At 37.6% G+C, this 26,884-nt stretch carries 11 protein-coding genes and 1 tRNA gene; 8 read left to right on the forward strand and 4 right to left on the reverse strand.

Annotated features, from left to right (window positions below):
• Nucleotides 1–246: 246 nt before the first annotated feature.
• Nucleotides 247–4,854 (forward strand): PAS domain S-box protein, encoded by a 4,608-nt coding sequence (locus tag ACFOW1_RS06060; RefSeq protein WP_379012918.1) that lies wholly within the window; start codon nucleotides 247–249, stop codon nucleotides 4,852–4,854.
• 45 nt (nucleotides 4,855–4,899) lie between these two features.
• On the opposite strand, the gene ACFOW1_RS06065 is transcribed toward ACFOW1_RS06060, so the two are convergent.
• From ACFOW1_RS06065 to ACFOW1_RS06075, 3 genes are all read right to left on the reverse strand, one after another.
• Complete coding sequence (locus tag ACFOW1_RS06065; RefSeq protein WP_379012919.1) at nucleotides 4,900–5,463, reverse strand: hypothetical protein; 564 nt, start codon at nucleotides 5,461–5,463, stop codon at nucleotides 4,900–4,902.
• A gap of 95 nt (nucleotides 5,464–5,558) precedes the next feature.
• On the reverse strand, nucleotides 5,559–6,380 hold the full coding sequence (murQ, locus tag ACFOW1_RS06070; protein WP_379012920.1) for an N-acetylmuramic acid 6-phosphate etherase: 822 nt from the start codon (nucleotides 6,378–6,380) through the stop codon (nucleotides 5,559–5,561).
• Between the two features lie 124 nt (nucleotides 6,381–6,504).
• Nucleotides 6,505–7,341: a BadF/BadG/BcrA/BcrD ATPase family protein gene (locus tag ACFOW1_RS06075; protein ID WP_379012922.1), complete on the reverse strand. Its 837-nt coding sequence runs from the start codon at nucleotides 7,339–7,341 to the stop codon at nucleotides 6,505–6,507.
• 201 nt (nucleotides 7,342–7,542) lie between these two features.
• Here ACFOW1_RS06075 and ACFOW1_RS06080 point away from each other — a divergent pair, with 201 nt between their 5' ends.
• The 7 genes from ACFOW1_RS06080 (at nucleotide 7,543) to ACFOW1_RS06110 (ending at nucleotide 14,909) form a co-directional block, all read left to right on the forward strand.
• A complete protein-coding gene (locus ACFOW1_RS06080; RefSeq protein WP_379012923.1) occupies nucleotides 7,543–9,132 on the forward strand; it encodes a S41 family peptidase in 1,590 nt (529 codons plus the stop codon).
• Nucleotides 9,133–9,194: 62 nt separating this feature from the next.
• Nucleotides 9,195–9,416 (forward strand): GYF domain-containing protein, encoded by a 222-nt coding sequence (locus ACFOW1_RS06085; protein ID WP_379012924.1) that lies wholly within the window; start codon nucleotides 9,195–9,197, stop codon nucleotides 9,414–9,416.
• A gap of 171 nt (nucleotides 9,417–9,587) precedes the next feature.
• The gene (locus tag ACFOW1_RS06090) at nucleotides 9,588–10,958 is read left to right on the forward strand and encodes a DUF4974 domain-containing protein (RefSeq protein WP_379012926.1); all 1,371 of its coding nucleotides are present in this window, start codon (nucleotides 9,588–9,590) and stop codon (nucleotides 10,956–10,958) included.
• Between the two features lie 447 nt (nucleotides 10,959–11,405).
• Nucleotides 11,406–12,299 (forward strand): hypothetical protein, encoded by an 894-nt coding sequence (locus tag ACFOW1_RS06095; RefSeq protein WP_379012928.1) that lies wholly within the window; start codon nucleotides 11,406–11,408, stop codon nucleotides 12,297–12,299.
• 451 nt (nucleotides 12,300–12,750) lie between these two features.
• Nucleotides 12,751–14,043, forward strand: a complete 1,293-nt coding sequence (gene tyrS, locus ACFOW1_RS06100) for a tyrosine--tRNA ligase (RefSeq protein ID WP_379012930.1) — start codon at nucleotides 12,751–12,753, stop codon at nucleotides 14,041–14,043.
• Between the two features lie 72 nt (nucleotides 14,044–14,115).
• Nucleotides 14,116–14,763 carry an alpha/beta hydrolase gene (locus ACFOW1_RS06105; protein ID WP_379012931.1) on the forward strand — a complete coding sequence of 216 codons (648 nt, stop codon included), beginning with the start codon at nucleotides 14,116–14,118 and terminating at the stop codon, nucleotides 14,761–14,763.
• A 72-nt stretch (nucleotides 14,764–14,835) separates the two neighbouring features.
• Nucleotides 14,836–14,909 (forward strand) — tRNA-Gln (locus ACFOW1_RS06110).
• Between the two features lie 115 nt (nucleotides 14,910–15,024).
• On the opposite strand, the gene ACFOW1_RS06115 is transcribed toward ACFOW1_RS06110, so the two are convergent.
• Nucleotides 15,025–26,463 (reverse strand): PKD domain-containing protein, encoded by an 11,439-nt coding sequence (locus ACFOW1_RS06115; protein ID WP_379012932.1) that lies wholly within the window; start codon nucleotides 26,461–26,463, stop codon nucleotides 15,025–15,027.
• Nucleotides 26,464–26,884 lie beyond the last annotated feature (421 nt).

Genomic DNA, 26,884 nt, shown 5'->3' on the forward strand with positions numbered 1-26,884 from the left:
CAAAAATTTTATGAAGAAAAAAAATGAAATTTAAAATATATTGTAAAAAATAAATATAATTACTCAATAAAAAGAAAATTTGCGAGTGCTAAAAACAGAAATTTAGTGTAAAACAAAAGCACCATATTATCTCAGTTTTTATTTTTATATTTGTATTAACCCTTTACCTAGTTTATAGCTGATTATCGGTTTAAAGATTTTATAGTTTTAGAAAGATAGTAGCCTAAACTTACTAAATGCTTACCAATGCCTGAAATCTTATCCTTTAGAAAAGTACTTCGTTTTTCTCCTCAGCCTACTATTTTATTACAAGTCAGTGAGCAAGAAGCTATTGTAGAAGTTGTTAATAAAGCTTATTTGGAATTATTAGGCACCAAAGAAGAAAGTATTATACACAAAGCTTTATTCAATACACCCAACTTTGGGCTATCAGATATTAATGCTCACACAGTTACAAAATTAAAGCAACTCATAGACGAATGCCTTTTTACTAAAACATCTGTAAATTTAGTAGAACAATGTTTTAGCGTTCTTAATATATTCCAAAACAGTTTATCGCAACATATTTTTTCATTTACCATTACACCAATTATAGGATCTGTAGGCTCTCAATCAAACTTAGTATTGATTTCTTTAACTGATGAAACAGAGAAAATTGCTCTAAAAGATAACTATCGTCAACTACAAGAAGAATTGACTGCACTAGAAGATGATGTTCAAGAAATTGAACAAAAATTAAAGATAGGCAGGTGGGAAATAGATGTTGCCAGTGGAAAAATATGGTGGTCAGATGAAGTATATATTATTTGTGGTTACGAACCACAATCTTTTGACCCGGGCAAAAGAGACCAGTTTTCTATTACTCACCCAGACGACATAGAAATTGCAAAAAAAGCTTTACAAGAAACGATAGAATTTGGGGTTCCATTTTCAATAGAAAGACGTTTATTCAAAGCAAATGGTGACATATTATATGCATTATCAAAGGGAAAAGCAGTAAAAAATGATGCAGGCGAAATTGTTAAAGTAAAAGGCTTTTTTCAAGACATAACACAACGAGTATTACAAAATGAAGCCATTAATGCAATCAAAACCAATCAAGAGGCCTTAATAAATGGCACGAATGATTTGGTATGGTTAATGAATACAAAGATGCAAGTATTGGTAGCCAATGAAGCCTATTACGACAAAATGAAACAACTTGCAGAAGGCTATCAATCAGACAATGAAGCTGTGTTAGAAGCTAGAAATGAGCGACTAGCTAGGTGGACAGGTCTAATACCAGAAGTATTAAAAGGCAACTCGCTATCGTTTAAAGAGAAAATTTTAAACCCATTTAACAATACGTACGAATATGCTTTAGTATCCATTAATCCGATAAAAAACGATAAAGGTGAGATAGAAAATATAGCCTGTTTTGCAAAAGACATTACTTTAGAAACCAATAATCTGCATACGCTTGAAAGTACGAAAACCAGGCTTGAAAATATATTGGCAGCAAGCCCAGATATTATTTGCTCGCTAGACGGAAATGCAGTTTTTATAGACGTAAATGCGGCATCAGAGAAAATATTAGGCTATAAGCCAGAAGAGATGATAGGTAAAAGTATCGCCGTCTTTTTACCCCCTGAAGAACTAGCAAAAACAGTTGCAGAAGCACCCAAAGTAAGAGAGACAGGCAAATTGATCCATTTTGAAAATAAATATATCAAAAAAGATAGCAGTCTTATCAATATTAGTTGGACGGGTAGTTATCAGGCTGAAAAAGATATCTTATACTGTGTAGGTAGAGATGTAACTGAAAAAAAGAAACAAGAAGAAGCACTTGAAGCATCTAAAAAAGACTACCAAAATCTATTCGAGGCAAATCCCTCACCAATGCTTATTTGGGATTTTGAAACATGGAAAATTACTGATGCTAATATCCAATCAGGCAAGCTTTTTGGCTATACGCATAAAGAATTATTAGAATTAAGTATTCTTGATTTAATACCAAATGAAGACATTACCTTAGCAAAATCCACCTTTAAAATACAAGATAATAAAGGCTACTATATTGTACAAGGTGTGAAGCACAAAAAGAAAAATAGCGAGATTATTCTAGTCGATATTACCGCACATAATCTTAACTATAAAGGTAAAAAATCATCATTGGTCCTCATTAATGATGTTACCGAAAAAATCAAAATTCAGAAAGCTATTGCCGAGAGCGAAGCAAAATATCGATCGCTTTTCGAAAATAGCGTAGATGGCATTTTTATTACCAAAAAAACTGGTGGCATTATAGATGTTAACCCAAGTGGTTGTAAAATGTTACAAATGACAAAAGCAGAAGTATGCAAAGCAGGTAGAAAAGGTACTGTAGATATATCGGATACAAGACTAGATATTTTTTTAAAAGAACGAGAAAAACTTGGCTATGCCAAAAGTATTTTAACACATATACGTAAAGACGGCAATAAGTTTGAAGCAGAAGTATCTTCTTCAACTTTCACCGATGCCAATGGTAATGATTTAAATGCTTTAATCGTAAGAGATATTACAGAACGGATTAAAAATCAAGAACAATTGCGTGAAAGTAATGAACGCTTTAACCATGTAACCAAAGCTACATCTGAAGCCATATGGGATTGGAATTTAATTACAGGTGAAATATTTTGGGGTGACGGTTTTAAAACGATACTAGGATACGATAATAAAAGTATTATACCTACCTACCAACTCAATATGGCGCTTGTGCACCCAAGAGATGTTGATCGTGTTAATAAAAAAGTACTCGATACTATTTCAAGCGAAGAAAACTTTTGGGAAGAAAGTTATCGATTTTTAAAAGCAGATAAAACCTATATTCAGATTATAAATAGAGCATATATAATAAGAGATAAATATGGTAAAGCCACTAGAATGGTGGGTGCAAAAAGAGATATTAGCCAATATCAATATTATAGTGAATTAGAAAAACTAGAGCGTAATATATTGGCTATTAACGAAGCAGGTGACAAATCATTAGAAGAAGTTTTGAGTATTTATTTATTAGGTATTGAAGTGCTTCATCCTGGTATGACTTGCTCTATCTTACAACTTAGGGGTAATCAACTTTTTAATCTATCTACACCTAGTTTACCAGAAGCTTATATTAACGCTATCAATGGGGTAACTATAGGCGAAAATACAGGCTCTTGTGGTACTGCTGCTTTTACCAAGAAAAATGTGATTGTATCAGATATCGCAAATGATCCTCGATGGATTAATTATAAAGTTTTGGCAGAAGAACATGGTTTGAAAGCCTGTTGGAGCCATCCAATTTTTAACCAAAAAGAAGCGGTCATTGCCACGTTTGCTGCTTATTATCAACAGGTAAAAACGCCAAGCGCACTTGAAGAAAATACCATCAACAGAGCAAGTAATATTTTAAAAATTATACTAGAAAGCTACGAACGTACACAAGCATTAAAAGAAAGTAACGAACGTTACAACTTAGCCACCAAAGCTACCTCAGATGCTATTTGGGACTGGGATTTAGCGACTGGATATATGATTTGGGGTGAAGGCTGGCAAAGTATTTTTGGTTTTGATACTAAAACAATTGAAAAAAATATCGCATTTAAACTTTCTAACACGCACCCCGATGACCTAGAAAAACTAAGAAGTAGTTATTACACAATAGTTAAAAGTGACCAAACAAATTGGGAAGAGCAGTATCGATTAAAAAAAGCAAATGGCGAATACGCATACGTCGTCAGTAAAGGCTTCGTGATAAGAAACAAAGCAGGTAGAGCCATAAGAATGGTAGGTGCTACACGGGATATTACTTTACGTAAGCAAGAAGAACTGCGCTTAAAGCTTCTTGAATCGGTAATTACAAATACAAACGATGCTGTAGTGGTTTCAGAAACTGAATCATTGACATCGTCTGATCCAAGAATTGTATATGTAAACGATGCTTTTACAAAAATGACAGGCTATACGGCAAGTGAAATGTTGGGTAAAAATCCAAGAATTTTGCAAGGTCCAAAATCTGATAGGAAAGAATTAGATAAGCTCAAAGCATCTTTAAAAAAATGGGAAGCATGCGAAGCGACTTTATTGAATTATCGCAAAGATGGCACTGAATTTTGGGTGAATATCAATATTAGCCCTGTAGCGGATGAAAATGGATGGCACACACACTGGGTAGCTATTCAGAGAGATGTTACTGAAAAAATATTAGAAGAACAAAACCTTACAAAAGCCATCATTAAGGCCCAAGAAAATGAACGTTACGAAATTGGCGGCGAACTACACGATAATGTTTGCCAAATATTAACATCAAGCCAACTATCCTTAAAAATGCTTAAAAAGGCACTTGGCCCTAAAGAGCTAGTTTGGTATGATAATGGCGTAGAAGCTATTACGCTCGCGTCGAGAGAAATTCGTAATCTATCACACAGATTGGCGCCCTCATTTTTTAATGATACTACTTTGGAACTCGCTATAACGACCTTGGTGCAAACATTTAACATAGAAGAAAAGTACCAAATTCATATTCTATTTGACGATAAGTTTAAAGCGCAACCTAGTAAACAAGAGTTTCAAATTAATTTATATAGAATCGTACAAGAGCAGCTTAAAAATATTTTTAAATATGCCGAAGCTACCGTAATAGAAATTGTGGGTACAATTAAAAACGAGAAACTAAGAATGGAAATCATTGACAATGGCATGGGCTTTAACATACATCAATCTTCAACAGGTATTGGTATGGCCAATATGAAGCGCAGAACAGAACTTTTCTTGGGCAAATTTGAGGTAGTTTCATCGATGGGCAAAGGCTGCAAGGTTACCGTAGAAATACCTTTAGAAGAAATAAACTAGTAACTAGAAATTATTTGTTACCACCAAATACTAATTATTTTTAGCTCAATCTAAGCGCCGCATTAACATATCATCTATTTTCTTGTATAAGTGATAGGGCTTAAAAGTGCGCCATTCTGGTAAATCCATTAATTCTATGTAGTAATTTAATTTGCGTTTTTTAAAATCATATTGGCTTTGCTCAGGCATATTTACGGCTACAATCCAACCATTTTCATCTGTTACATTTTCAAACCATTCTTCGTAATAATCTTTATCACCACTGTGAAAATTGAGGATATTTTCTGCTATCAGCACAAACTTCGTGATGGCTTGTTCGCTTAATTTATCAATCACTTCTCGTTTAAGTTGCATGATATCGTTCTCAATAGCGTCGTTCCACTCTCCAATCATCTCAATGACTGCAAAATGCAGTTCATAATCAACATAAATAATCCGTAAATACAAGGTATTACTACCAAAATCATCCCACTGTGGATGGATATAATAGTTATAAACCGTTTGGGAAAATTCAAACTCACTATGAACCACACCAAAAAAAGGCGATAATTTATCTTCCTCAGAATTATATATGTGACGCCAGTTGAAAAAAGGTTCTAAATAATGCATTGTCTCTATGTAATAATTTGATAATTAGAAGATGTAATCTTGTAATGAAGAAAAAAATAAATTCAACTTTTACCAATATCACATTATCCAATTAGCTAATTGGCTTTGTATTCATCTACAGCTTTTTTTACTGTACCATGTTTTAATAATAAATCTTTGGCAGTTTCATAATCGCCTAAACCCAGTTGTTCCATCAGCATTTTTACGCCTCTATCTACAAGCTTTACGTTGCTTAATTGCATGTTCACCATCTTATTATCTTCTACCCTACCAAGTTGTATCATGACGCTGGTAGAAATCATGTTCAGTACTAATTTCTGTGCAGTACCACTTTTCATGCGTGTGCTACCGGTTACAAATTCTGGTCCCACAACTACTTCTACAGGATAATCTGCCGCATCACTTACTGGCGAATTGGGGTTACAGCTAATACTACCAGTAATAATACCCCGCTTTCTGCATTCTTCCAATGCACTGATAACATATGGTGTAGTACCGCTTGCAGCCAAGCCAATCACAACGTCTTTATCGTTTACAAAATGTTTTTGCAAATCGGCCCACCCTTGTTTGGTACTATCTTCTGCAAATTCCACCGCTTGTGTAATGGCTTTTTCGCCGCCCGCAATAATACCTATTACCAAGCCATAAGGTACACCATAGGTTGGTGGACATTCACTAGCGTCTACAATACCCAAACGACCGCTTGTACCAGCACCTATATAAAACAATCTACCCCCACTCAGCATTTTATCACTTATCACAGAAGCCAACTTTTCTATTTGTGGAATGGCTTTTTCTACCGCCAATGGTACTGTTTGATCTTCTTTATTTATATTAATCAATAGCTCTTCAACGCTCATCTTTTCTAGATGATGGTAGTTCGATGATTGTTCCGTTACTTTTATAAATTTTTTCATACTTACTCAACTAATTATGCGTATTTCATGAATCAGTATCACAAATTTGCAGCAATTTGCATGGATAAAATAAAATATTATCTACAAACGGCAACAAACCGCATTATGTACTTTAATTAGCAAGTTAAGAATGAAATTGAATTAATCCGTCCATTGGTTGTTTAAGAATGGTGCCCAATTCTAGCTCATACGTATTGCACAAATCTTTCAATACATCTTTAAAACCAAATGCAATACTACCTACAAAATTGATAGGCTGTGTCCAACTTTCGCCATACTTGTATAAATGATTAAAAAAGAAATCATTCAGCCCATCTTCAATAATATTTTCAATCATATAGTGGCCTCTATTTTCTGCCAAAAAAATGGCAAAACCAGCCAAATATCTATTGGCCAACGGCTGCTTATACACATTATCTAAAATAGCATCTTTCGTTATGTTAAAACGCTTGTCAAACCGCGCTTTCAAGTCTTCATCAAAAGTGTTATACAAATAATATTGTACTACTTTTTTACCCAAATAAGCGCCACTGCCTTCGTCACCTAGTATATAGCCCAAACCTGGACTATTTTTCATGATTTTTTTGCCATTATAATAGCAAGAATTAGAGCCTGTACCCAATATACAAGCAATGCCTTTATTGCTACCACAAAGTGCTCTTGCCGCGGCTAGTAAATCGTGTTCTATATTAATTTCAGCGTCAACAAATAGTTGACTTAATGCTTTCTTTACAATTTTCACATTTGCCGTATTGCTTAACCCTGTACCATAAAAATGCACCAATTCTATCTTAACTTTTTTCAGTTTAGGCAACAATTCTTTTTGCAACAAGGCCACAATTTGGTCTGCATTTAAAAAGTAGGGACTAATACCTTGCGTACTAATCATTTTCTTTTTACCCTTATCTAGTATGCACCACTCACATTTGGTAGAACCACTGTCTGCTATTAATTGTATCATAAGATAGGTTTATAATTTGAAATTTTTCATTTGATATATGGCAAAAAGGTTAGATAGTTCAATGACGTTAAAGAGTTTAAAGCATTCAATGAATAGTTGCTTGAACCTTGAGCGCTTAATCTCTTCATCTTAAACTTCAAACTCTGAACTCCAAACTTAATATATTCGTGGCTTGTATAGCTAAATACAAAGGCAATATTTATGGCAAGTAAAAAATTACAGGTGTGGTTACCGCTTTTATTAGCGGTGGTGATGATTGTAGGTATGATGATTGGCTACGAATTGAAAAGTAAAACCAGTGGTAGAGACTTATTTCAACTTTCTAAAAAATCGAGTGTTCAAGAAGTGATGGATTTGGTGAAAGCCAAATATGTAGACGATGTAAAATTCGATAGCATTAACCAAGCCGTTATTGAAGATGTATTGGCCCATTTAGACCCACACTCAACCTATATTCCTGCAACCAATTTATCGCAAGTAAACGAACAATTAGCTGGCAACTTTCAAGGTATTGGTGTTGAGTTTCAACAGTTTGATGATACGGTAAATGTTACCAATGTTATTAAAGATGGCCCTAGTGATAAAGCAGGCCTTTTGGTAGGCGATAAAATTCTCAAAGCGAACGATACCGCTGTTTTAGTAGGTAAAAATGTAACACCCGATTTTATCCGCAAGCAACTCCGTGGCGAAGCAGGCTCGCCAGTAAACATAACCGTCTTGCGTGACAAAGTCACCAAAGTTATTACCATTAAACGAGGCAGTATTGCTGTCCCTTCAATCGATGCGGCTTATATTATTGCACCACATACGGGTTACATTCGTATCAATAAATTTGCCGATAGAACGTATGAAGAATTTATGCAAAACCTAGAAAAGCTACAAAAAGATAGCTTATCGGGTTTGATATTGGACTTACGAGGTAACGGTGGCGGTTTATTAAGCGAAGCCACAGCTATAGCCGACGAATTTTTAAGCGAAGACAAACTTATTGTGTATACGCAAGGCAATAATACACCGCGCTTTGAGTACAAGTGCAAGCGAGATGGCTTGTTTGAAAAAGGTAAATTAATAGTATTGGTAGACGAAACAAGTGCGAGTGCTAGTGAAGTATTAAGTGGTGCTTTGCAAGATTGGGACAGAGCCACCATAGTAGGCCGTAGAACCTTTGGTAAAGGCTTGGTACAACAACAATTTGGCCTTAGCGACGGTAGCGCTGTTCGCCTAACCATTGCTCGTTATTACACGCCGCTTGGCCGCTGCTTACAGAAGCCTTATAGTAATAAAAGCAAACATGATTACGATGCTGAACTATTCAAACGTTTTGAAGATGGTGAAGTGGTAAAAGAAGATTCTACTAAACAACAAGGTAAAGCTTACAAAACACCAAAAGGCCATATTGTGTATGGCGGTGGCGGTATTACACCCGATGTGTTTATACCTTACGATACCGCAAAATTGCCAGCCCCAATTATTAAAATGTATTATAAAAATTCATTGGCTAATTATGCTTATCACTATTTTATCAATAATAAAGCGGCTTTAAGCAAGTATAGCAATAGCACAGATGTAAGCCAAAACTTTATACCTACCGATAAAGATTTTCAGGCCATTGCGCGCTATGTGGCCAAAGATACCATTGCGTTAAATACCCTCGATGCCAAGGCTAAAGCTGATATTTTACATCGCTTTAAAGCCCTAGTGGCCCGACAACTTTTTAGAGGTGAAGGTTATTACCAAGCGAGTAATGCCAATGATGATGCAGTGAAAAAAGCTATAGAATTGTTAAGATAATGTCTATATTAGCAGTCGTTGTAACCCCCTATTTCACAACTGCTTATTAGATAGTCCAGATTATGGAGAAGATTTATGTGCTTAAAAGAGACAAGTTCATTAAAGGTCCATATACATTGCAAGAAATACAATTAAAAGGCCTTAAAAGCACCGACAAAGTATGGTACGAAGGCATTAAAGACTGGACTTTTGCCACCAATATTGCTGAATTTAAAGACTTTATTCGCACAAAATCAGAAACAACTACAAATAGCAGTTTCTTGAGCCGCCTTTTTGGGCGATAGCCATTTAAAAATGATGCGTGTCAATCATACACCAAGTGCGATACATTTGGCTACAATATATCGTACAGATATGTTTATGTAACCACCAATTTTACTACTATGATGTTTCCGATGCGAGTTTATTCTAAGGTCATAAAGAACCTACTTGTTCGTTCACTAAGTCTGCTCATCTTGGCGCTTACTACCCAATTATTACATGCCCAATACAATACCGACGGCGCCTATAAAAAGCCCTTAAAAGAAGTATTAACGACAATTGAGCAACGCTTTGGTGTAAAAATTAAATACGCCGATTCGCTTGTGGCAGGTAAATATGTGGCTTATGCCGAATGGCGCTACCGAAACGATGTAGAAACCACTTTGAGTAACGTGCTCGCACCTTTAGATATGAAGGTGAAAAAAGAAAAAGACAAGGTATACAAGCTTAGCAACTACGAGTACTACCGCTGGCTGCCAGAAGAAGGCTGGGCCGAACTAGACCGCATTGCAGCGCAATACCACAACCTAGCAGAATGGGAACAACGCAAGCAAATACTCAAAGCAGATTTATGGAAAGCCATTCAGCTTTCTCCATTGCCCGCAGCGCCAAATAGCAAACCGATTGTTACAGACATTAGAACTTTCAACGGCTATACCGTTCAGAATATTGCCATAGAAATTTTACCAGGTCTATTTATCAATGGCTCTTTGTACAAACCTGTTAACTATATAGGTAAAATACCAGTGATTCTAAACCCCGATGGTCATTGGGAAAAACAACGCTACCGACCAGATTGTCAATACCGCTGTGCAGCATTAGCCAAAATGGGTGCCATGGCTTTTAGCTACGATCTTTTTGCCTGGGGCGAATCGCAATTACAATTTAAACTAGAAGACCACCGCAGAAGTTTATCACTCACTATACAAGCCCTTGGCAGCATTCGCATACTAGATTATCTCCTCTCGCTAAAAGATGCCGATACCAACCGCGTAGCCATTACGGGCGGTAGTGGTGCAGGGAGCCACACGGTGTTAATGACTGCCCTTGACAATCGCATTAAAGTATCGGCTCCTGTAGTGGCCATTAGCTCCTACTTTTATGGAGGTTGCCCTTGCGAGAGCGGCATGCCTATACATGATTGTGGTGGCAGAACCGACAATGTAGAAATTGCTGCGATGGCTGCGCCAAGACCGCAACTATTAGTAAGCGACGGCGGCGACTGGACCGATAAAACCCCCGAACACGACTTCCCTTATCTCCAAAAAATGTATGGTTTGTATGGCAAAACAAACTTGGTAGAAAATGTGCATTTGCCCAATGAGAAACACGATTTTGGCATTAACAAACGCATAGCTGTGTACCACTTTATGGCAAAATATTTACAGCTAAACCTCAATGCTATTACAAATGCCAACGGCAATATTGACGAAAGCGGCATAACTATAGAAAAAGAAACAGCCCTTTATGTGTTTGGCGATAAAGGTGAAAAACTACCGAGCCATGCCATTAAAGGTTTCGACAACCTTGAAAAGGTATTTAAAGCAGCCATTACAAAGCAATAAATGCCAAAGAGCCACGAAATATGTGGCTAGTCATTAAGCAGTACGAACAATGTCTTTATACAACAAGCGCACAAATATTGGCAGCCTGTTGTATCGGTACAATTACTTCCCACAATTAGCGGCAGCGCGTTGTATCCCTACAATACTTTCTTGCAACTTTAAAAAGCCTGTTGTACAGGTACAACGGCTTCCTGCAACTTGAAACTGACTATTGAATAGGTACAACGGCTTCTTGCAACATGCGGAAGGCTGTTGTATAGGTTCAACGGGAGGCTGAAAATAGAGAAGTGGTTTTTTGAGGGAAATAGTGCGCTGTAAGTAACCTACAATACAGAAGTATAACGTTAATACCTTAATAATGAATAGCAAAATTTTAGTTGATATTATTGATGGTAGCGTCTATTTTTGTGTTGTGGGCAATATTGAAAAAATAAAAAATAAAACTATATGAGAAAGATTTTATTGTTACAGGTTTTACTATTCTTGACTTGTAACTGCTTTTCACAAAACTTGAAAACTGTTACTCTAATTGAACAAAGAGCTTATGCACTAAATGGTGGAGCGAGGTCGTATATGGGTGGAGTTTCAAGAACTACAATTAAAATAGACTTACCCAAAAATACAAGAAGATGGTATTATAGTTTTACCACATCACCAGGGACTGACGGAACTAAGTTATTAAAACTTGGGCTACAAGTCGGTGCAGCAGTTGCTTCTGGTGGTTTAGCAGCAGCAGCAGCATCTGCAATAGATGTTCCTTCTGGTTCAGGTTCTGTTGATGTTATCGTACTTCCAACTGAGTATAGAGACGCATTTGTAAATAAAGAAGATAGTAAGTGGAGACTTTACCAAGATGTAAGTCTCCAAAATGCAAAACAAGCTGTACAATCTATTGACAATAATTATGGTAATTCATTTTATTTAGGACTTCGTAACCCATCAGCAATGAGTGGAATCAATATTATGATTGAAGTTGTTGCAGTTGTTGAAGAAACAACTGCTGAAAATGACAAAGGGATGCTTTATGGAAACCTTGCTTGGAAAGCGTTTGAGAGAGGTGAGTTAGATAAGTGTGTTGAACTTAGCAAAAAAGCACTTACCTATAATCCAAACTTATGCTTTGTGAAATTCAATATTGCATTAGTACACTTAATTCAAGAGAAAGATGAGGCTATAGATGAGTATGTATCAGCAATAGCAGACTTAAAGAATGATAGTAATCCAAAAAATTCTTTACGTGGTGCTTTACAAGACATTAGAGATTATAAATTAAAATCACCTAGACTAAAAAATTTAAACGACGTTGAAGAATTGCTAATTGAAGAAAATAAAAAGTATTGACAAAGAAATACTGCCAACAAAACGAACTGTGTAAAAAGCCAGATAAATCAAGCAAATTTTTCGCCGTTGTTGGTATGTAGGGCTGGTAAATGTGGGCTAGCATACCAACAACATCAATTTCTGCTGTTGGTCAAAGACAGAACAGCGGCTGTGTTAGTGAACGACTAAAGCTCGTTAGATGCTTCTTGCCTCAGCATGACAAACGTTGTGTACTTTGTTTTCTTTGTTCCATTGTGAGAATGCCTACGCTGAGATACAGCCCTACAGCGCACTGAACGTACATACCGATAGCTATCGGTAGAGTGACACAACCGAAGCGTCATAGTATTACAATCCCGATAGTTATCGGGACTGGCTACATAAAAACTACCACACGCATCAGCAACAATCAATAAAATCTGCATCATCAGCGTTCCCATCCTATCCTTACTTTTGCCACAAATTTTTTGTAATGACTTTTATAGAAGAACTACGTTGGCGGGGCATGATTCAAGATATAATGCCGGGCACAGAAGAACAATTGGCGAAGGAAATGACGAGTGCCTATATTGGTTTTGACCCTACGAGTGACAGCTTGCACATAGGTAGTTTGGTACCTATTTTATTGCTCGTACACTTGCAAAAAGCCGGGCATAAACCGTATGCATTGGTAGGCGGTGCTACTGGTATGATAGGCGACCCTAGCGGTAAAAGTGAAGAACGTAATTTGTTGAGTGCAGAAATTTTAGCCCATAATCAAGCGGGCATCAAACAACAATTAGCACGCTTTTTAAACTTTGATGATAGCTTGCCCAACAAGGCCGAAATGGTAAACAACTACGATTGGTTTAAAGAAATATCGTTCTTAAAATTTATACGAGACGCTGGCAAGCACATTACCGTCAACTATATGATGGCCAAGGACAGCGTGAAGAAGCGCCTTGAAGGTGATAGTGGGATGAGTTTTACTGAATTTACGTATCAGCTAATACAGGGCTACGACTTTTACTGGCTGTACCAAAACAAAAACTGTAAGCTACAAATGGGCGGTAGCGACCAATGGGGCAATATTACCACAGGTACAGAATTGATTCGTAGAAAAGCAGGTGGCGAAGCATTTGCCTTTACTTGTCCACTGGTAAAAAAAGCAGATGGCGGTAAGTTTGGCAAAAGCGAGAAAGGCAATGTGTGGCTAGATGCCAATAAAACAAGTCCTTACCAGTTTTACCAGTTTTGGCTAAATGCCAGCGATGAAGATGCCAAAAACTGGATCAAATTATTTACACTACTAGATAAAGCCACCATAGAAGACTTAACGGCACAGCATGAAGCAGCGCCACATTTACGCATTTTGCAATCAAGATTAGCAAAAGAAGTGACTTGTTTTGTTCATTCGCTCGTGGATTATGAGTTTGCCGTAAAAGCGAGTGAAATATTATTCAATAACGATACCGCTGAAATATTACAATCGCTGAATGAAAGTCAATTACTACAGGTAATGGATGGCGTTCCAACCGTGAACATTAGCAAAGGACAAATCGAAGCAGGGTATGATTTTGTAAGCTTTCTAGCAGAATCGGCGGTTTTTCCTAGTAAAGGCGAAGCCAAGAAAATGTTGCAAGCTGGTGGCTTGAGTATTAATAAAGTAAAAGTGGGTGCAGAAAAAGCGACACTAACGAGCGAAGATTTATTACAAGGCAAATACATATTGTTGCAGAAAGGGAAGAAAAATTACTATTTGGTAGTGGTATCGTCTGAACTGTGATTTTGAATGATTAAATGGATTTATAGGATAATTCTATGTGCCTATATGCCTATGTGGTAAAAAGCATTTATTATGCAGAAAGTTTATTTTATATCTGGTTTAGGTGCTGATGAAAGGGCTTTTTCTTTTCTGGATTTGTCGTTCTGCGAGCCTATATTTATTCAGTGGCTTGAGCCAAAGGAGAAAGAATCGCTAGAAGCTTATGCGTTGCGGTTGAAAGCACTGATACCAGAAGCTTCGCCAATAGTGGTAGGCCTATCGTTTGGCGGCATGCTGGCCACTGAAATAGCCAAAGCCGATAGCAGCGCTAAAGTAATTATCATATCAAGCAATAAAACCACTGCAGAGTTTCCATTTTGGTTAAAAATTGGTATTTATTTTCCTATTTATAGATGGCTGCCAGATTGGGTATTCACTACTACCAAACTGGGTATTTATTGGTTTATGGGTGCTAAAACGGCTGCAGAGAAAGCTGCGGTAAAAGCCATTGTAAGCGACGCAAAAGTTGACTTTTATAAATGGGCCATCTATGCCATTTTAAACTGGAAAAACAAAGTGGCGCCTAAGAATGTCTATCATATTCATGGTACAAGTGATAAAGTACTACCCTTTTGGCTTACAAAATCAGTAGATATTCGATTACATAAAGGCGAACACTTGATGATAATGAATAAAGCTGCAGAAATAAGCGCCTTACTTTCAAAAAAAATTTTAGAATAGCGCATTTTTTTTTGGAACATGATAATGACGCCCTTATTTTTGCACCCCGATTAGAAATAATCACAAGCGGATTGGGTTATTGTGTAATGGTAGCACTACAGTTTTTGGTTCTGTCTGTCTTGGTTCGAATCCAGGTAACCCAACCAAAAGGTCATCGTAAGATGGCCTTTTTTGTTGCCCATAACTACCAACTATAAAAAAGGGCGTTAACAAAAATTTGTTAACGCCCTTACCTTACATCCTACCTTATCTAAAACCTATCTATTGTTTTAATATGATTTTGCTGCCTAAAGCGCCATTTTGTGCATCTGATACCTGTATTAAATAACTGCCTGGCTGTAGGTTTCTAAAGTCGAACATAGCCGTTAAATTAGTGCCAACAGAAATAGGTAATACGGTTTGCGTTTGGATAACTCTACCATTCAAATCCAGCAATTTAATAGTTGTGGCAGTTGTAGAAGCTGCCCTATAGCTTACTTGAACTGTATTTATTACAGGGTTAGGATAGACACTCACATTTGCCATACCTACTTCATTAATTACTTGCGAAACAGAATCTTTACAAGTACCAATGCCGCTTACAACTAGCTTCACTGTATAAGTACCTTGCGAGTAAGTTACAGTTGGGTTAACCAATGTAGACGTAGTTCCATTGCCTAAATCCCACATGTACGACATACTACCTGCTGCCAATGTACTAGCGCTAATAAAGGTTTTACTTGTACCATTACCCGTATTGCTAAGTACCGTGAAATTAGCTACTGGCTTAGCACCTATTACCACATGTTTTGCTGTTGCATTACTTTCACAGCCATTAGCATCAATCACTTTAAGGTTTACATCGTGTTCACCATAAGTAGCAAAAGCTTTTGTAAAGTCTTTAGTAGTAGCTGTACTGCCTTCACTTATTTGCCATAAGTAAGTATATGGTGCAATACCGCCAGTTGTCGTATTAGTAAATACAAACTGATTATCTGTTATACATTGCTGCTGATTATTTACACTAAAGCTAGCTTGCACTGTACATGGAATGCTAGCAGGCGCTACTGTGACATTGGTAGTTGTGCTTACAATATTGCCACAAGCATCTGTTACGGTATAAGTAATTAGAGTAGTACCAGCACTAATTCCAGTGACTAAACCAGTACTTACATTTATAGTAGCAATAGCCGTATTGGAACTTGACCACGTGCCGCCTACAACGCTATTGTTTAATACGCTTGTTGTACCTGCACTTAAGTTAGTGTTGCCACTAATAGATGGTAATGTTAATGGCAAACTATTGACTGTAAGTACTAATGTAGCTGTACTATCACAACCTGCTAAATTGATTAAATGTGCTATATAAGTACCAGCGTTTGTATATATATTACCATTAAAACTATAGCTTTTACCAGCACAAATACTTGCGCTTGTTACAGAACTTGTAGGTTGTTTAACAGTCAATATTAAAGTGGCTACACTATCGCAACCTGCTGCATTGGTTAGATGTACCACATAAGTACCTGCAGTAGAATATGCATTGCCGTTAAATGTGTATGCACCACCTGCACAAATACTTACCGTGGTGGTGGAACTTGTAGGTTGTTTAACCGTCAATATCAAAGTGGCTGCACTATCGCAACCTGCTGCGTTTGTTAAATGTGCCACATAAGTACCTCCAGTAGTGTATGTAGTGCCATTGAAAATGTATGAATTACCTGCGCAAATGCTCGCCGTTGTGGTAGAACTTGTAGGTTGTTTAACAGTCAATATTAAAGTGACTACACTATCACAACCTGCTGCATTGGTTAAATGCGCCACATAAGTACCTGCATTAGTATATGTAGTGCCATTGAAAGTGTATGAATTACCTGCGCAAATGCTTGCTGTGGTGGTAGAATTTGTAGGCACACATGGTTGAGATACCAACACTATTTTACTAACACTTGCAGTACCGCATGCATTTGTAACAGTATAGGTAATAGTAGCAGTACCAGAAGCTATGCCAGTAACCAAGCCATTGGCACTTACAGTGGCGATAGCTGTACTTGAGCTAGACCATACACCACCCGTAGTTGTACTTGATAGTGTTGTAGTACCGCCAATCGCAATACTATTATTGCCAGTAATTGCCTGTGGCTGTAACGGCGCAGCAATAACTGTAATATTTTTAACAATACTATCCGTACCGCAAGCGTTAGACACTATTAGTTTCACATTGTATACACCTGCTTGTGTGAAAGCATGTGACCCATTCGCTGAGTTACCAATAGCACCATCATCAAAGTTCCAAGTGTAAGTTAATCCCGTACCCGAAGCGCTGTTGCTAAAGATAAAATTATTACCTCCTAAACATTGCGTATTTGCATTGATGGTAAAGTTTGCTAAAGGTGTTATACAATTACTATTTGCAGCTAATACTGTTATAGGCATGCTTATAGAATTTGTACCACATGTATTTGGGACAGTGTAAGTAATCACTGTGTTTCCAACTGCAATACCAGTTACAATACCATAGTTATTGATAGTTGCAACAGCAGAATTAGCACTAGCCCACACACCACCATTTGTCGAATTACTTAATCCAATGACACCACCAAGTGCCACACTTGTAGGACCAGTAATTGCTGTAAGTGTTGCTGGTGTACCATTTACAGATATCGTTTTTGTTACAGTATTAGTACCGCAAGTATTGGTTGCAGTTAAAGAAATATTGTATGTGCCAGTATTGGTAAATATATGTTGCTCATTGAAGTTGTTAGATGCAACAGCACCATCACCAAAGTTCCAAGTGTATGCATTACTATCACCTGTTGATAAGTTGGTAAGTGCGAAATTATTACCACTTAAACATTGCGCACTGTTATTGACAGAGAAATTGGCTATTGGAGCAGTGCAATAGTTGTTACTGCTATCTACTGTAATCACTTTTGTAATAGTATCGCTGCAACCAAAGTTGCCAGTAACTACCAAAGTAACTGTATAAGTACCAGGTGTATAGGTTGTCATTGGATTGATTAATGTAGAAGTAGTACCATTACCAAGATTCCAACTATAATTCATCCAACCACCACTTATTGTAGATGTACTTACAAAAGTGAAACCATCACCATTACCAGAATGGGTATAGATATCGAACGATGCTTTTGGTTTAGCACCAATGTATATCTGCATTGTTGATGCATGTGCTTCACAACCTCTACTATCTTTTACTATAAATGTCACATCATGTTCACCAGAAGTTGCATAGGTATGTGTTACATCTCTGGTATCGGCAGTATTACTATCATTCAAATCCCATAAATATGTAAATGGTGCTGTACCACCAGTAAAATTGCCAGTGAATTGATACTGATTATTAGTAACGCATTGAGACAGTTGGTTAACGCCAATTGTTGCCGTCATATTACAATTTGGCGAAGGCACATATTTATAACCTGCACCAATAGTAGTATTATTTAAACTCAAGCCACTACCAGTTGTGTTTATCGAAATGACTGGGCTAAAGCCTGTTGTAGTATCAGCAACACTATTATTATTGCCATTAGCTGATAAATTTTGAGTAGTCAAAGCACCACCTTGTGCTACCAATGGGAACTTCACTTTGTAATTACCATTTTCTGGAATTACAAAATTATAATAACCTGGTCTACCATTATAAGTAGCAGTAGTTGTAGTTTGAGCTAATACGTAGTTACCATTTGTATCTTCTTGATATAGCTCTATTGTTACATTATTAATACCATTAGTAGTTGATTCATTGTTAATACCATCTTCATTGGTATCTACCCATACATAACTACTAATATTACCATTAGGCAATACAGATACTTTCATTGTATCTGAACATGCTCCATTAATATACAAATACTCATACGTGCCAATAGTACTAAAGTTAGTTATAGCCGTTGTCGCATTTGTAGGATCTACAATTACAGAAGAACCAATATTCGTTGTATTAGCCAACCAAACACCTGAACCTACACCACTAAGTGTTACAGATGCATTACCATTATTATAGCCAACGATTTTATCTACACCAGCATTTGGTTTTGGTAAAACAGTCAAAACCAAAGTCGCAATACTATCACAACCTAAACCTGAAGCCAGATAGGCATTATAAGTACCAGAAGTTGTGTAAGTAATACCATTGAATAAATAGCTGTTGCCACCACAAATAGTTGCATTTGTTGTAGATGTTAGAGCAGCTTTTACAGTTAATACTAAAGTTGCAGCACTATCACAACCACTTGCATTAGTTAAATGAGCGGTTTGAGAACCTGCGGTTGTAAATGTCAAGCCATTCCACGTATATGGCAATGCACTTGGACAAATACTAATACTTGTAGTTGAAGTAGTAGCAGTACCACCCACTAATACTAATGTAGCAACGCTGTCGCAACCAATATAATTTGTTAAATGTGCAACGTATGTGCCAGGTGTATTATAAGTGACACCATTAAATTGGTAAGTATTTCCAGCACACAAAATAGCAGTGGTAGTGCTTGCGCTCGTTGCTTTTACAGTTAATACCAATGTCGCTGCACTATCACAGCCAACATAATTTGTTAAGTGCGCCGTTTGTATACCTGCTGCACTGAATGTTAAGCCATTCCATGTATATGGTAAGGCACTTGGACAAATACTAATATTTATATTTGATGCGCTTGTTGGCTTAACAGTTAGATTAAGCGTTGCTGCACTATCACAGCCAACATAGTTTGTTAAATGTGCTGTTTGTGTACCTGCTGCAGTAAATGTTAAACCATTCCATGTGTATGGTAATGCACTTGGACAAATGCTAATATTGGTTGTGGATGTGCTTGTTGGTTTTACAGTTAGATTAAGCGTCGCTGCACTATCACAGCCAACATAATTTGTTAAATGTGCAGTTTGTGTACCTGCTGTACTAAATGTTAAACCATTCCATGTGTATGGTAATGCACTTGGACAAATACTAATATTGGTTGTGGATGTGCTTGTTGGTTTTACAGTTAGGTTTAAAGTAGCAATAGAATCACAACCTACTGCATTCACTAATGTTTTAGAATAAGTGCCTGCTGCCGTGTACACTGCTCCATTAAATGTATATGATCCACCTGCACAAATACTCGCATTTGTGGTGCTTGCGCTCGTTGCTTTTACAGTCAATACTAAAGTCGCTGCACTATCACAGCCAAAATAATTTGTTAAATGTGCAGTTTGTGTACCTGCTGCACTAAACGTTAAACCATTCCATGTGTATGGTAATGCACTTGGACAAATGCTGATATTGGTCGTTGATGTGCTTGTTGGCTTAACAGTTAGATTAAGCGTTGCTGAACTGTCACATCCTACATAGTTTATTAAATGTGCGGTTTGTGTACCTGCTGCACCGAATGTCAAACCATTCCAATTATATGGTAAGGCACTTGGACAAATGCTAATATTTGTTGTGCTTGTTGATACTGGTTTTACAGTTAGGTTTAAGGTAGCAATTGAATCACAACCTACAGCGTTCACTAATGTTTTCGTGTAAGTACCTGCAGTGGTGTACACTGTTCCATTGAACGTGTATGAACCACCTGCACAGATGCTCGCATTGGTAGTGCTTGCGCTTGTTGCTTTTACGGTTAATACCAAAGTTGCTGCACTATCACAGCCAACATAGTTTATTAAATGTGCCGTTTGTGTGCCTGCTGCACTAAACATTAAACCATTCCATGTATATGGTAAGGCACTTGGACAAATGCTAATGTTTGTTGTGCTTGTTGATACTGGTTTTACAGTTAGGTTTAAGGTAGCAATTGAATCACAACCTACAGCGTTCACTAATGTCTTCGTATAAGTGCCTGCTGTCGTATATACTGTTCCATTGAACGTATATGAACCACCTGCACAGATACTCGCATTGGTAGTGCTTGCGCTTGTCGCTTTTACAGTCAATACTAATGTTGCTGCACTATCACAGCCAACATAGTTTGTTAAATGTGCTGTTTGTGTACCTGCTGCAGTAAATGTTAAACCATTCCATGTGTATGGTAATGCACTTGGACAAATGCTAATATTGGTTGTGGATGTGCTTGTTGGTTTTACAGTTAGATTAAGCGTCGCCGCACTGTCACAACCTACATAGTTTATTAAATGCGCTGTTTGTGTACCTGTTGTACTAAATGTTAAACCATTCCATGTGTATGGTAATGCACTTGGACAAATGCTAATGTTTGTTGTTGAAGTGCTTGTTGGTTTTACAGTTAGGTTTAAGGTAGCAATTGAATCACAACCTACAGCGTTCACTAATGTTTTCGTGTAAGTACCTGCAGTGGTGTACACTGTTCCATTGAACGTATATGAACCACCTGCACAGATGCTCGCATTGGTAGTGCTTGCGCTCGTTGCTTTTACAGTTAATACTAAAGTTGCTGCACTGTCACAACCTGCATAGTTTGTTAAATGAGCCGTTTGTGTACCCGCTGTAGTAAACATTAAACCATTCCATGTATATGGTAAGGCACTTGGACAAATGCTAATGTTTGTTGTGCTTGTTGATACTGGTTTTACAGTTAGGTTTAAGGTAGCAATTGAATCACAACCTACAGCGTTCACTAATGTCTTCGTATAAGTGCCTGCTGTCGTATATACTGTTCCATTGAACGTATATGAACCACCTGCACAGATACTCGCATTGGTAGTGCTTGCGCTTGTCGCTTTTACAGTCAATACTAATGTTGCTGCACTATCACAGCCAACATAGTTTGTTAAATGTGCTGTTTGTGTACCTGCTGCAGTAAATGTTAAACCATTCCAAGTATATGGCAATGCACTTGGACAAATGCTGATATTGGTCGTTGATGTGCTTGTTGGCTTAACGGTTAGATTAAGCGTTGCTGCACTGTCACAGCCAACATAGTTTGTTAAATGTGCCGTTTGTGTACCCGCTGCTGTAAACGTTAAACCATTCCATGTGTATGGTAATGCACTCGGGCAAATGCTGATATTGGTCGTTGATGTGCTTGTTGGCTTAACGGTTAGATTAAGCGTTGCTGCACTGTCACAGCCAACATAGTTTGTTAAATGCGCCGTTTGTGTACCTGCTGCACTAAACGTTAAACCATTCCAGGTATATGGTAATGCACTTGGGCAAATACTGATATTGGTTGTGCTTGTTGATACTGGTTTTACAGTTAGATTAAGCGTTGCTGCACTGTCACAACCGACATAGTTTGTTAAATGCGCTGTTTGTGTACCTGCTGCACTGAATGTTAAACCATTCCATGTGTATGGTAATGCACTCGGACAAATACTAATGTTGGTTGTTGATGTGCTTGTTGGCTTAACAGTTAGATTAAGCGTTGCTGCACTGTCACAACCTACATAGTTGGTTAAATGCGCCGTTTGTGTACCTGCTGCTGTAAAGGTTATACCATTCCATGTGTATGGTAATGCACTTGGACAAATACTGATATTGGTTGTGCTTGTTGATACTGGTTTTACAGTTAGGTTTAACGTAGCAATTGAATCACAACCTACAGCGTTCACCAATGTCTTCGTATAAGTGCCTGCTGTCGTGTATACTGTTCCATTGAACGTATATGAACCACCTGCACAAATGCTCGCATTGGTAGTGCTTGCGCTTGTCGCTTTTACAGTTAATACCAATGTCGCTGCACTGTCACAACCTACATAGTTTGTTAAATGCGCCGTTTGTGTGCCTGCTGCACTAAATGTTAAACCATTCCATGAGTATGGTAATGCACTTGGGCAAATACTAATATTGGTGGTTGATGTACTTGTAGGTTTTACAGTTAGATTAAGCGTTGCTGCACTGTCACAACCTACATAGTTCGTTAAATGTGCAGTTTGTGTACCTGCTACACTAAATGTTACACCATTCCAAACATAAGGCAAGGCATTAGCACAAATACTTAGAGCAGAAGTTGAAGCGCTCGGGGCTACAGTTGTAAAGGTTTTTGATACGGTTGTACCGCAAGTGGACGTGGCAAGTGTATAATTGATAAGAACGTTTCCAGCCGAGATTCCGGTAACTGTTCCATCAGAACCCACGGTAGCAATACTAGAATTACTTGTAGCCCATGTTCCGCCATAACTTGCATCTGTTAACAATGTTGTACTTCCAACACAAGTACTCGAAGCACCACTAATGGCTGCAACCGAAGGAACAGGATTTACTGTTAGAGATTTTGTTACTTGGCTTGTACAGCCAAACGCATTCGTAACTGCATAAGTGATTGTGGATACGCCCGAACCAAATGGTGTAATTAAACCTGTACTAGCATTTATTGAAGCTACAGTACCACTATTACTAGCACTCCATACACCACCCGCCGTTGTACTAGCGTATGTAGTATTTGTACCCACACATATAGCCGACACGCCCGTTATAGGGGCTATTGTTGGGTTTGAATTAACCGTTAAAACCAAGATTACTGTACTATCACAGCCAACACTATTGGTAAAATGATAAGTATAAGTACCACTTGTTGTATAATTGGTACCATTAAAACTATAAGAACTGCCAGCACAAATACTAGCTGTTGTAGTAGAAGAAGAGGTTGGTTTAACTGTTAATATTAATGTAGCCGCACTATCGCAACCAACGCTATTAGTAAGATGCACGGTGTAGCTACCAGAAGTTGTATAGTTTGTCCCATTAAAACTGTAAGAACTATTCGAACATATGCTAGCAACGGTAGTAGAACTAGTAGGTTGTTTTACTGTTAAAATTAAAATAGCAGCACTATCACAGCCTGCTTTATTGGTTAAATGGACCACATATGTACCACTTGTTGAATAAGTATTACCATTAAAAGTATACGTATTACCATTACAAATGCTGGCAGTAGTTGTAGAACTAGAAGCTGCCTTTACAGTTAAAACCAATATTGCCGAACTATCACATCCAACACTATTAGTAAAATGGTTGGTATAAGTACCAGCGCTTGTATACTGCACGCCATTAAATGTATAAGATCCGCCACTACAGATGCTCGCATTTGTGGTAGAACTTGACGTATTCTTTACCGTTAAATTCAATGTAGCAGTGCTATCAAAACCATAAATATTTTTTAGATGAGCCGTATAAACACCAGTAGTAGCATAAGATACTCCGTTAAAAGTATAAGTGCTACCTGAACAAATAGATGCATTGGTTGAGGACAATGAGGTAACAGATAAAATTAAAGTTGCTGCACTATCACATCCTACACTGTTGGTTAAATGAACAGTATAAGTGCCAGGAATGGTATAATTAACGCCATTAAAAGTATAGCTATTACCAGAAACAATACTTGCGTTAGTAGTAGAGCTAGATGTTGCTTTAATACTTAATATCAACGTAGCAGCGCTATCGCAGCCTACTGCATTGGTTAAATGCGCCAAATATGTGCCAGAATTGCTATATGAAACGCCATTAAAAGTATAGGTATTACCAGCACAAATGCTAGCTGTAGTAGTAGAACTAGAAGTTGCTTTTACAGTAAGCACCAAGGTTGCTGCGCTATCGCAACCAACTGAATTAGTTAAATGCGCAATATAAGTACCTGCACTCGTGTATGTTGTACCATTAAAGGTATAAGACCCGCCAGTACAAATACTTGCAGTAGTGGTAGAGCTACTTGTCGGATTAACTGTTAATACCAAATTTGCAGCACTATCACAACCTACACTATTGGTAAAGTGCTTGGTATAAGTGCCAGAGGTGGTATATGATGTACCATTAAATAGATAAGAACTCCCCGCACAAATACTAGCTGTGGTGGTGGAACTACTGGTAGGCTTTACCGTAAGATTGATAATGGCTGCACTGTCACAACCAACACTATTGGTTAAATGAATCGTATCTACTATACTAGTAGTATATGTTTTACCATTAAATGTATAAGAATTACCAGCACAAATACTAGCAGTAGTAACAGATTTACTGGTTGCTTTTACCAAAACTGCTACTGTATCTGCACAACCTGCTGAATAGATAAAGTTAAACGTGCCTACTGCCGCGTTAGTAAGTGCTACGGTAGCTATACCATTTGTTGTATTACTTAAAGTGGCACCAGCAGGATTACTTGCTTGGGCAATCCATGTATCAGTAGTTGGATTTGTGCCTGTTAAAGTAATGATACTATTGTTACAAACTACTTGATCTACACCAGCATTCGGTTTAGGATTTACTGGCACTGCCGTTGAAATAGCACTTGTACCGCAGTTTTGATTATTACCAGTTACACTATACAAACCAGATACTGTAGGCACATAGGTTTGCGCTGTAGCACCAGGAATAGCAACACTATCTTTATACCATTGATAGGAGTTAAAACCACTTTGGGCGGTAAACGTAGTAGGTAAACAATTAGAGCTCGCTATTGGCGGCGGCATTGGATTAGAAATAGAAGAGATAAAGGCAGACATAGAATAGCCCCCGCCACTTTCTATCAACGCAACATTAATCCTTGCATTTACGGTAAATCTTAAAGATGTTGGATAGTTTAGTTGCGCGTTAGTATAAGTAATAATATAATATCCTGTTTTTCCGATTTGAGTACGTTTACCAACTAAAGATTCTAAATTAGTTCCGTTAAAATAAACTATTGCTGTATCGCTTTGAACAATCACATAACCGAAATAGGGCAAAACAGAATTATTGTCTTGCGCATTACTGATAAAATTATTTGTTTGTACATCAAATGAACCTGCACAGTTATTCAACGGCGGTTGCACAATCATATCAATTTCACAACCACTAGCAGAACCAGAAAAAACGGCCACTGGATTGTTGGAGGTGATGTAACATGATGAATAGGCATTACTACCATCACCGTTATTGATGGTAATATAACTACCTGCACTTGCTAATGTATAGGTAGTGGTACTATTCGTAGCAGGCACATTTACAGTAACCGTAGTATTCGCCTGTGTTGCAACAATTGTTGATCTTTCATAGCCTGAAAGTCCAGTGCTTCTTACCACTACATAAGTAGTACCTAAATTGCTAGTCGGAATAATTTGGCTCTGAACCCCGTCACCACATCCTGATGTATTATCGGCACGCATGCCAGTATTCATCACAATCAAATCGCTAGATGTGACAAGACTACCAATTGCAGCCTGAAACATATAAGCTTGCCCTGCATTTAACGTGGTTAATAAACTACCATTTAAATATACATTGGTATTGTTATTAATCGCCATTGCTTCGTACAACGGCGCACCAGTTTCGTTAGCATAACATGTAATACCCGAAACGTTGGCGTAGTAACCTAAACGAAAAGCAGTTCCTTTACCTTGATCACCCAAACTTGTAAATGCGGAATTTCCCTTTTGTACACAATTATTACCAGCACCTTGAACCTGACCATTCACCGTATAATTATCGGAAGCGATATTGCGGACTTGCACCCCAATAGGCACAGATGCAGATATTTTTAAACCCTGCCCACTTAATACCACTCCAGCATAATTAGCAGTGGCATCTAAAGCAGAAAATCTATAGCGTAAAGGTGTTCCAGCAACGGTTGTTAATGAATTAGAATAGACAGTACCATCGCTACCTGCAATAGTAACGGCAACAGGTGTTGAACTTGTAGTGGTTATTACTAGTTCGTTATATCGATTAAAATAACTCCAAGGGCTAGGCGCAATATAATGAACATTAGTATATTGTGCAGTAGTTGGCAGTACTGAAAATAGTATCGCTAGTAAAAATAGATATTTAATTAGCCTCATTTCGTATATAAAAATCTCATTGAAAGTTCAATGCGATTTCTGTTTTTTTAAAGGATTAATCACTTAGGAAAAATGATAACGAATTTTGAACATAACTAGTATGCAACCAACCACTTTTCCTATAACATTTTTGCAGTTAGTGCTATCTATATTTGGCGAAACGACATTATTGACAAATCAGATTCAAGCTAGAAGGCATGAACAAATAGTATTTACATCTATTCGTTGTTATTGAAAATGATTTAGAACGCTAATGACGTATTAAACAAAATAGCACATAGCGAGCAGCACGTCAGCGCGTAGCACAAAACGTTGGCTGGAGAAGATTTCTTAAACAATTGAAATAGAAAGCATTTGCGTAGGAAAACCGCAGTGTAAATAACCAACTTGTGGTTGTAAGTATTAGCTTTTGCATAGGATG

Source organism: Parasediminibacterium paludis (assembly GCF_042651445.1).
In the GTDB taxonomy this organism is placed as follows: domain Bacteria; phylum Bacteroidota; class Bacteroidia; order Chitinophagales; family Chitinophagaceae; genus Parasediminibacterium; species Parasediminibacterium paludis.

Coding starts and splice junctions, on each gene's coding strand:
- ACFOW1_RS06060 (WP_379012918.1), top strand. CDS start 247: ATGCCTGAAATCTTATCCTTTAGAAAAGTACTTCGTTTTTCTCCTCAG.
- ACFOW1_RS06065 (WP_379012919.1), bottom strand. CDS start 5,463: ATGCATTATTTAGAACCTTTTTTCAACTGGCGTCACATATATAATTCT.
- murQ (WP_379012920.1), bottom strand. CDS start 6,380: ATGAAAAAATTTATAAAAGTAACGGAACAATCATCGAACTACCATCAT.
- ACFOW1_RS06075 (WP_379012922.1), bottom strand. CDS start 7,341: ATGATACAATTAATAGCAGACAGTGGTTCTACCAAATGTGAGTGGTGC.
- ACFOW1_RS06080 (WP_379012923.1), top strand. CDS start 7,543: ATGGCAAGTAAAAAATTACAGGTGTGGTTACCGCTTTTATTAGCGGTG.
- ACFOW1_RS06085 (WP_379012924.1), top strand. CDS start 9,195: ATGGAGAAGATTTATGTGCTTAAAAGAGACAAGTTCATTAAAGGTCCA.
- ACFOW1_RS06095 (WP_379012928.1), top strand. CDS start 11,406: ATGAGAAAGATTTTATTGTTACAGGTTTTACTATTCTTGACTTGTAAC.
- tyrS (WP_379012930.1), top strand. CDS start 12,751: ATGACTTTTATAGAAGAACTACGTTGGCGGGGCATGATTCAAGATATA.
- ACFOW1_RS06105 (WP_379012931.1), top strand. CDS start 14,116: ATGCAGAAAGTTTATTTTATATCTGGTTTAGGTGCTGATGAAAGGGCT.
- ACFOW1_RS06115 (WP_379012932.1), bottom strand. CDS start 26,463: ATGAGGCTAATTAAATATCTATTTTTACTAGCGATACTATTTTCAGTA.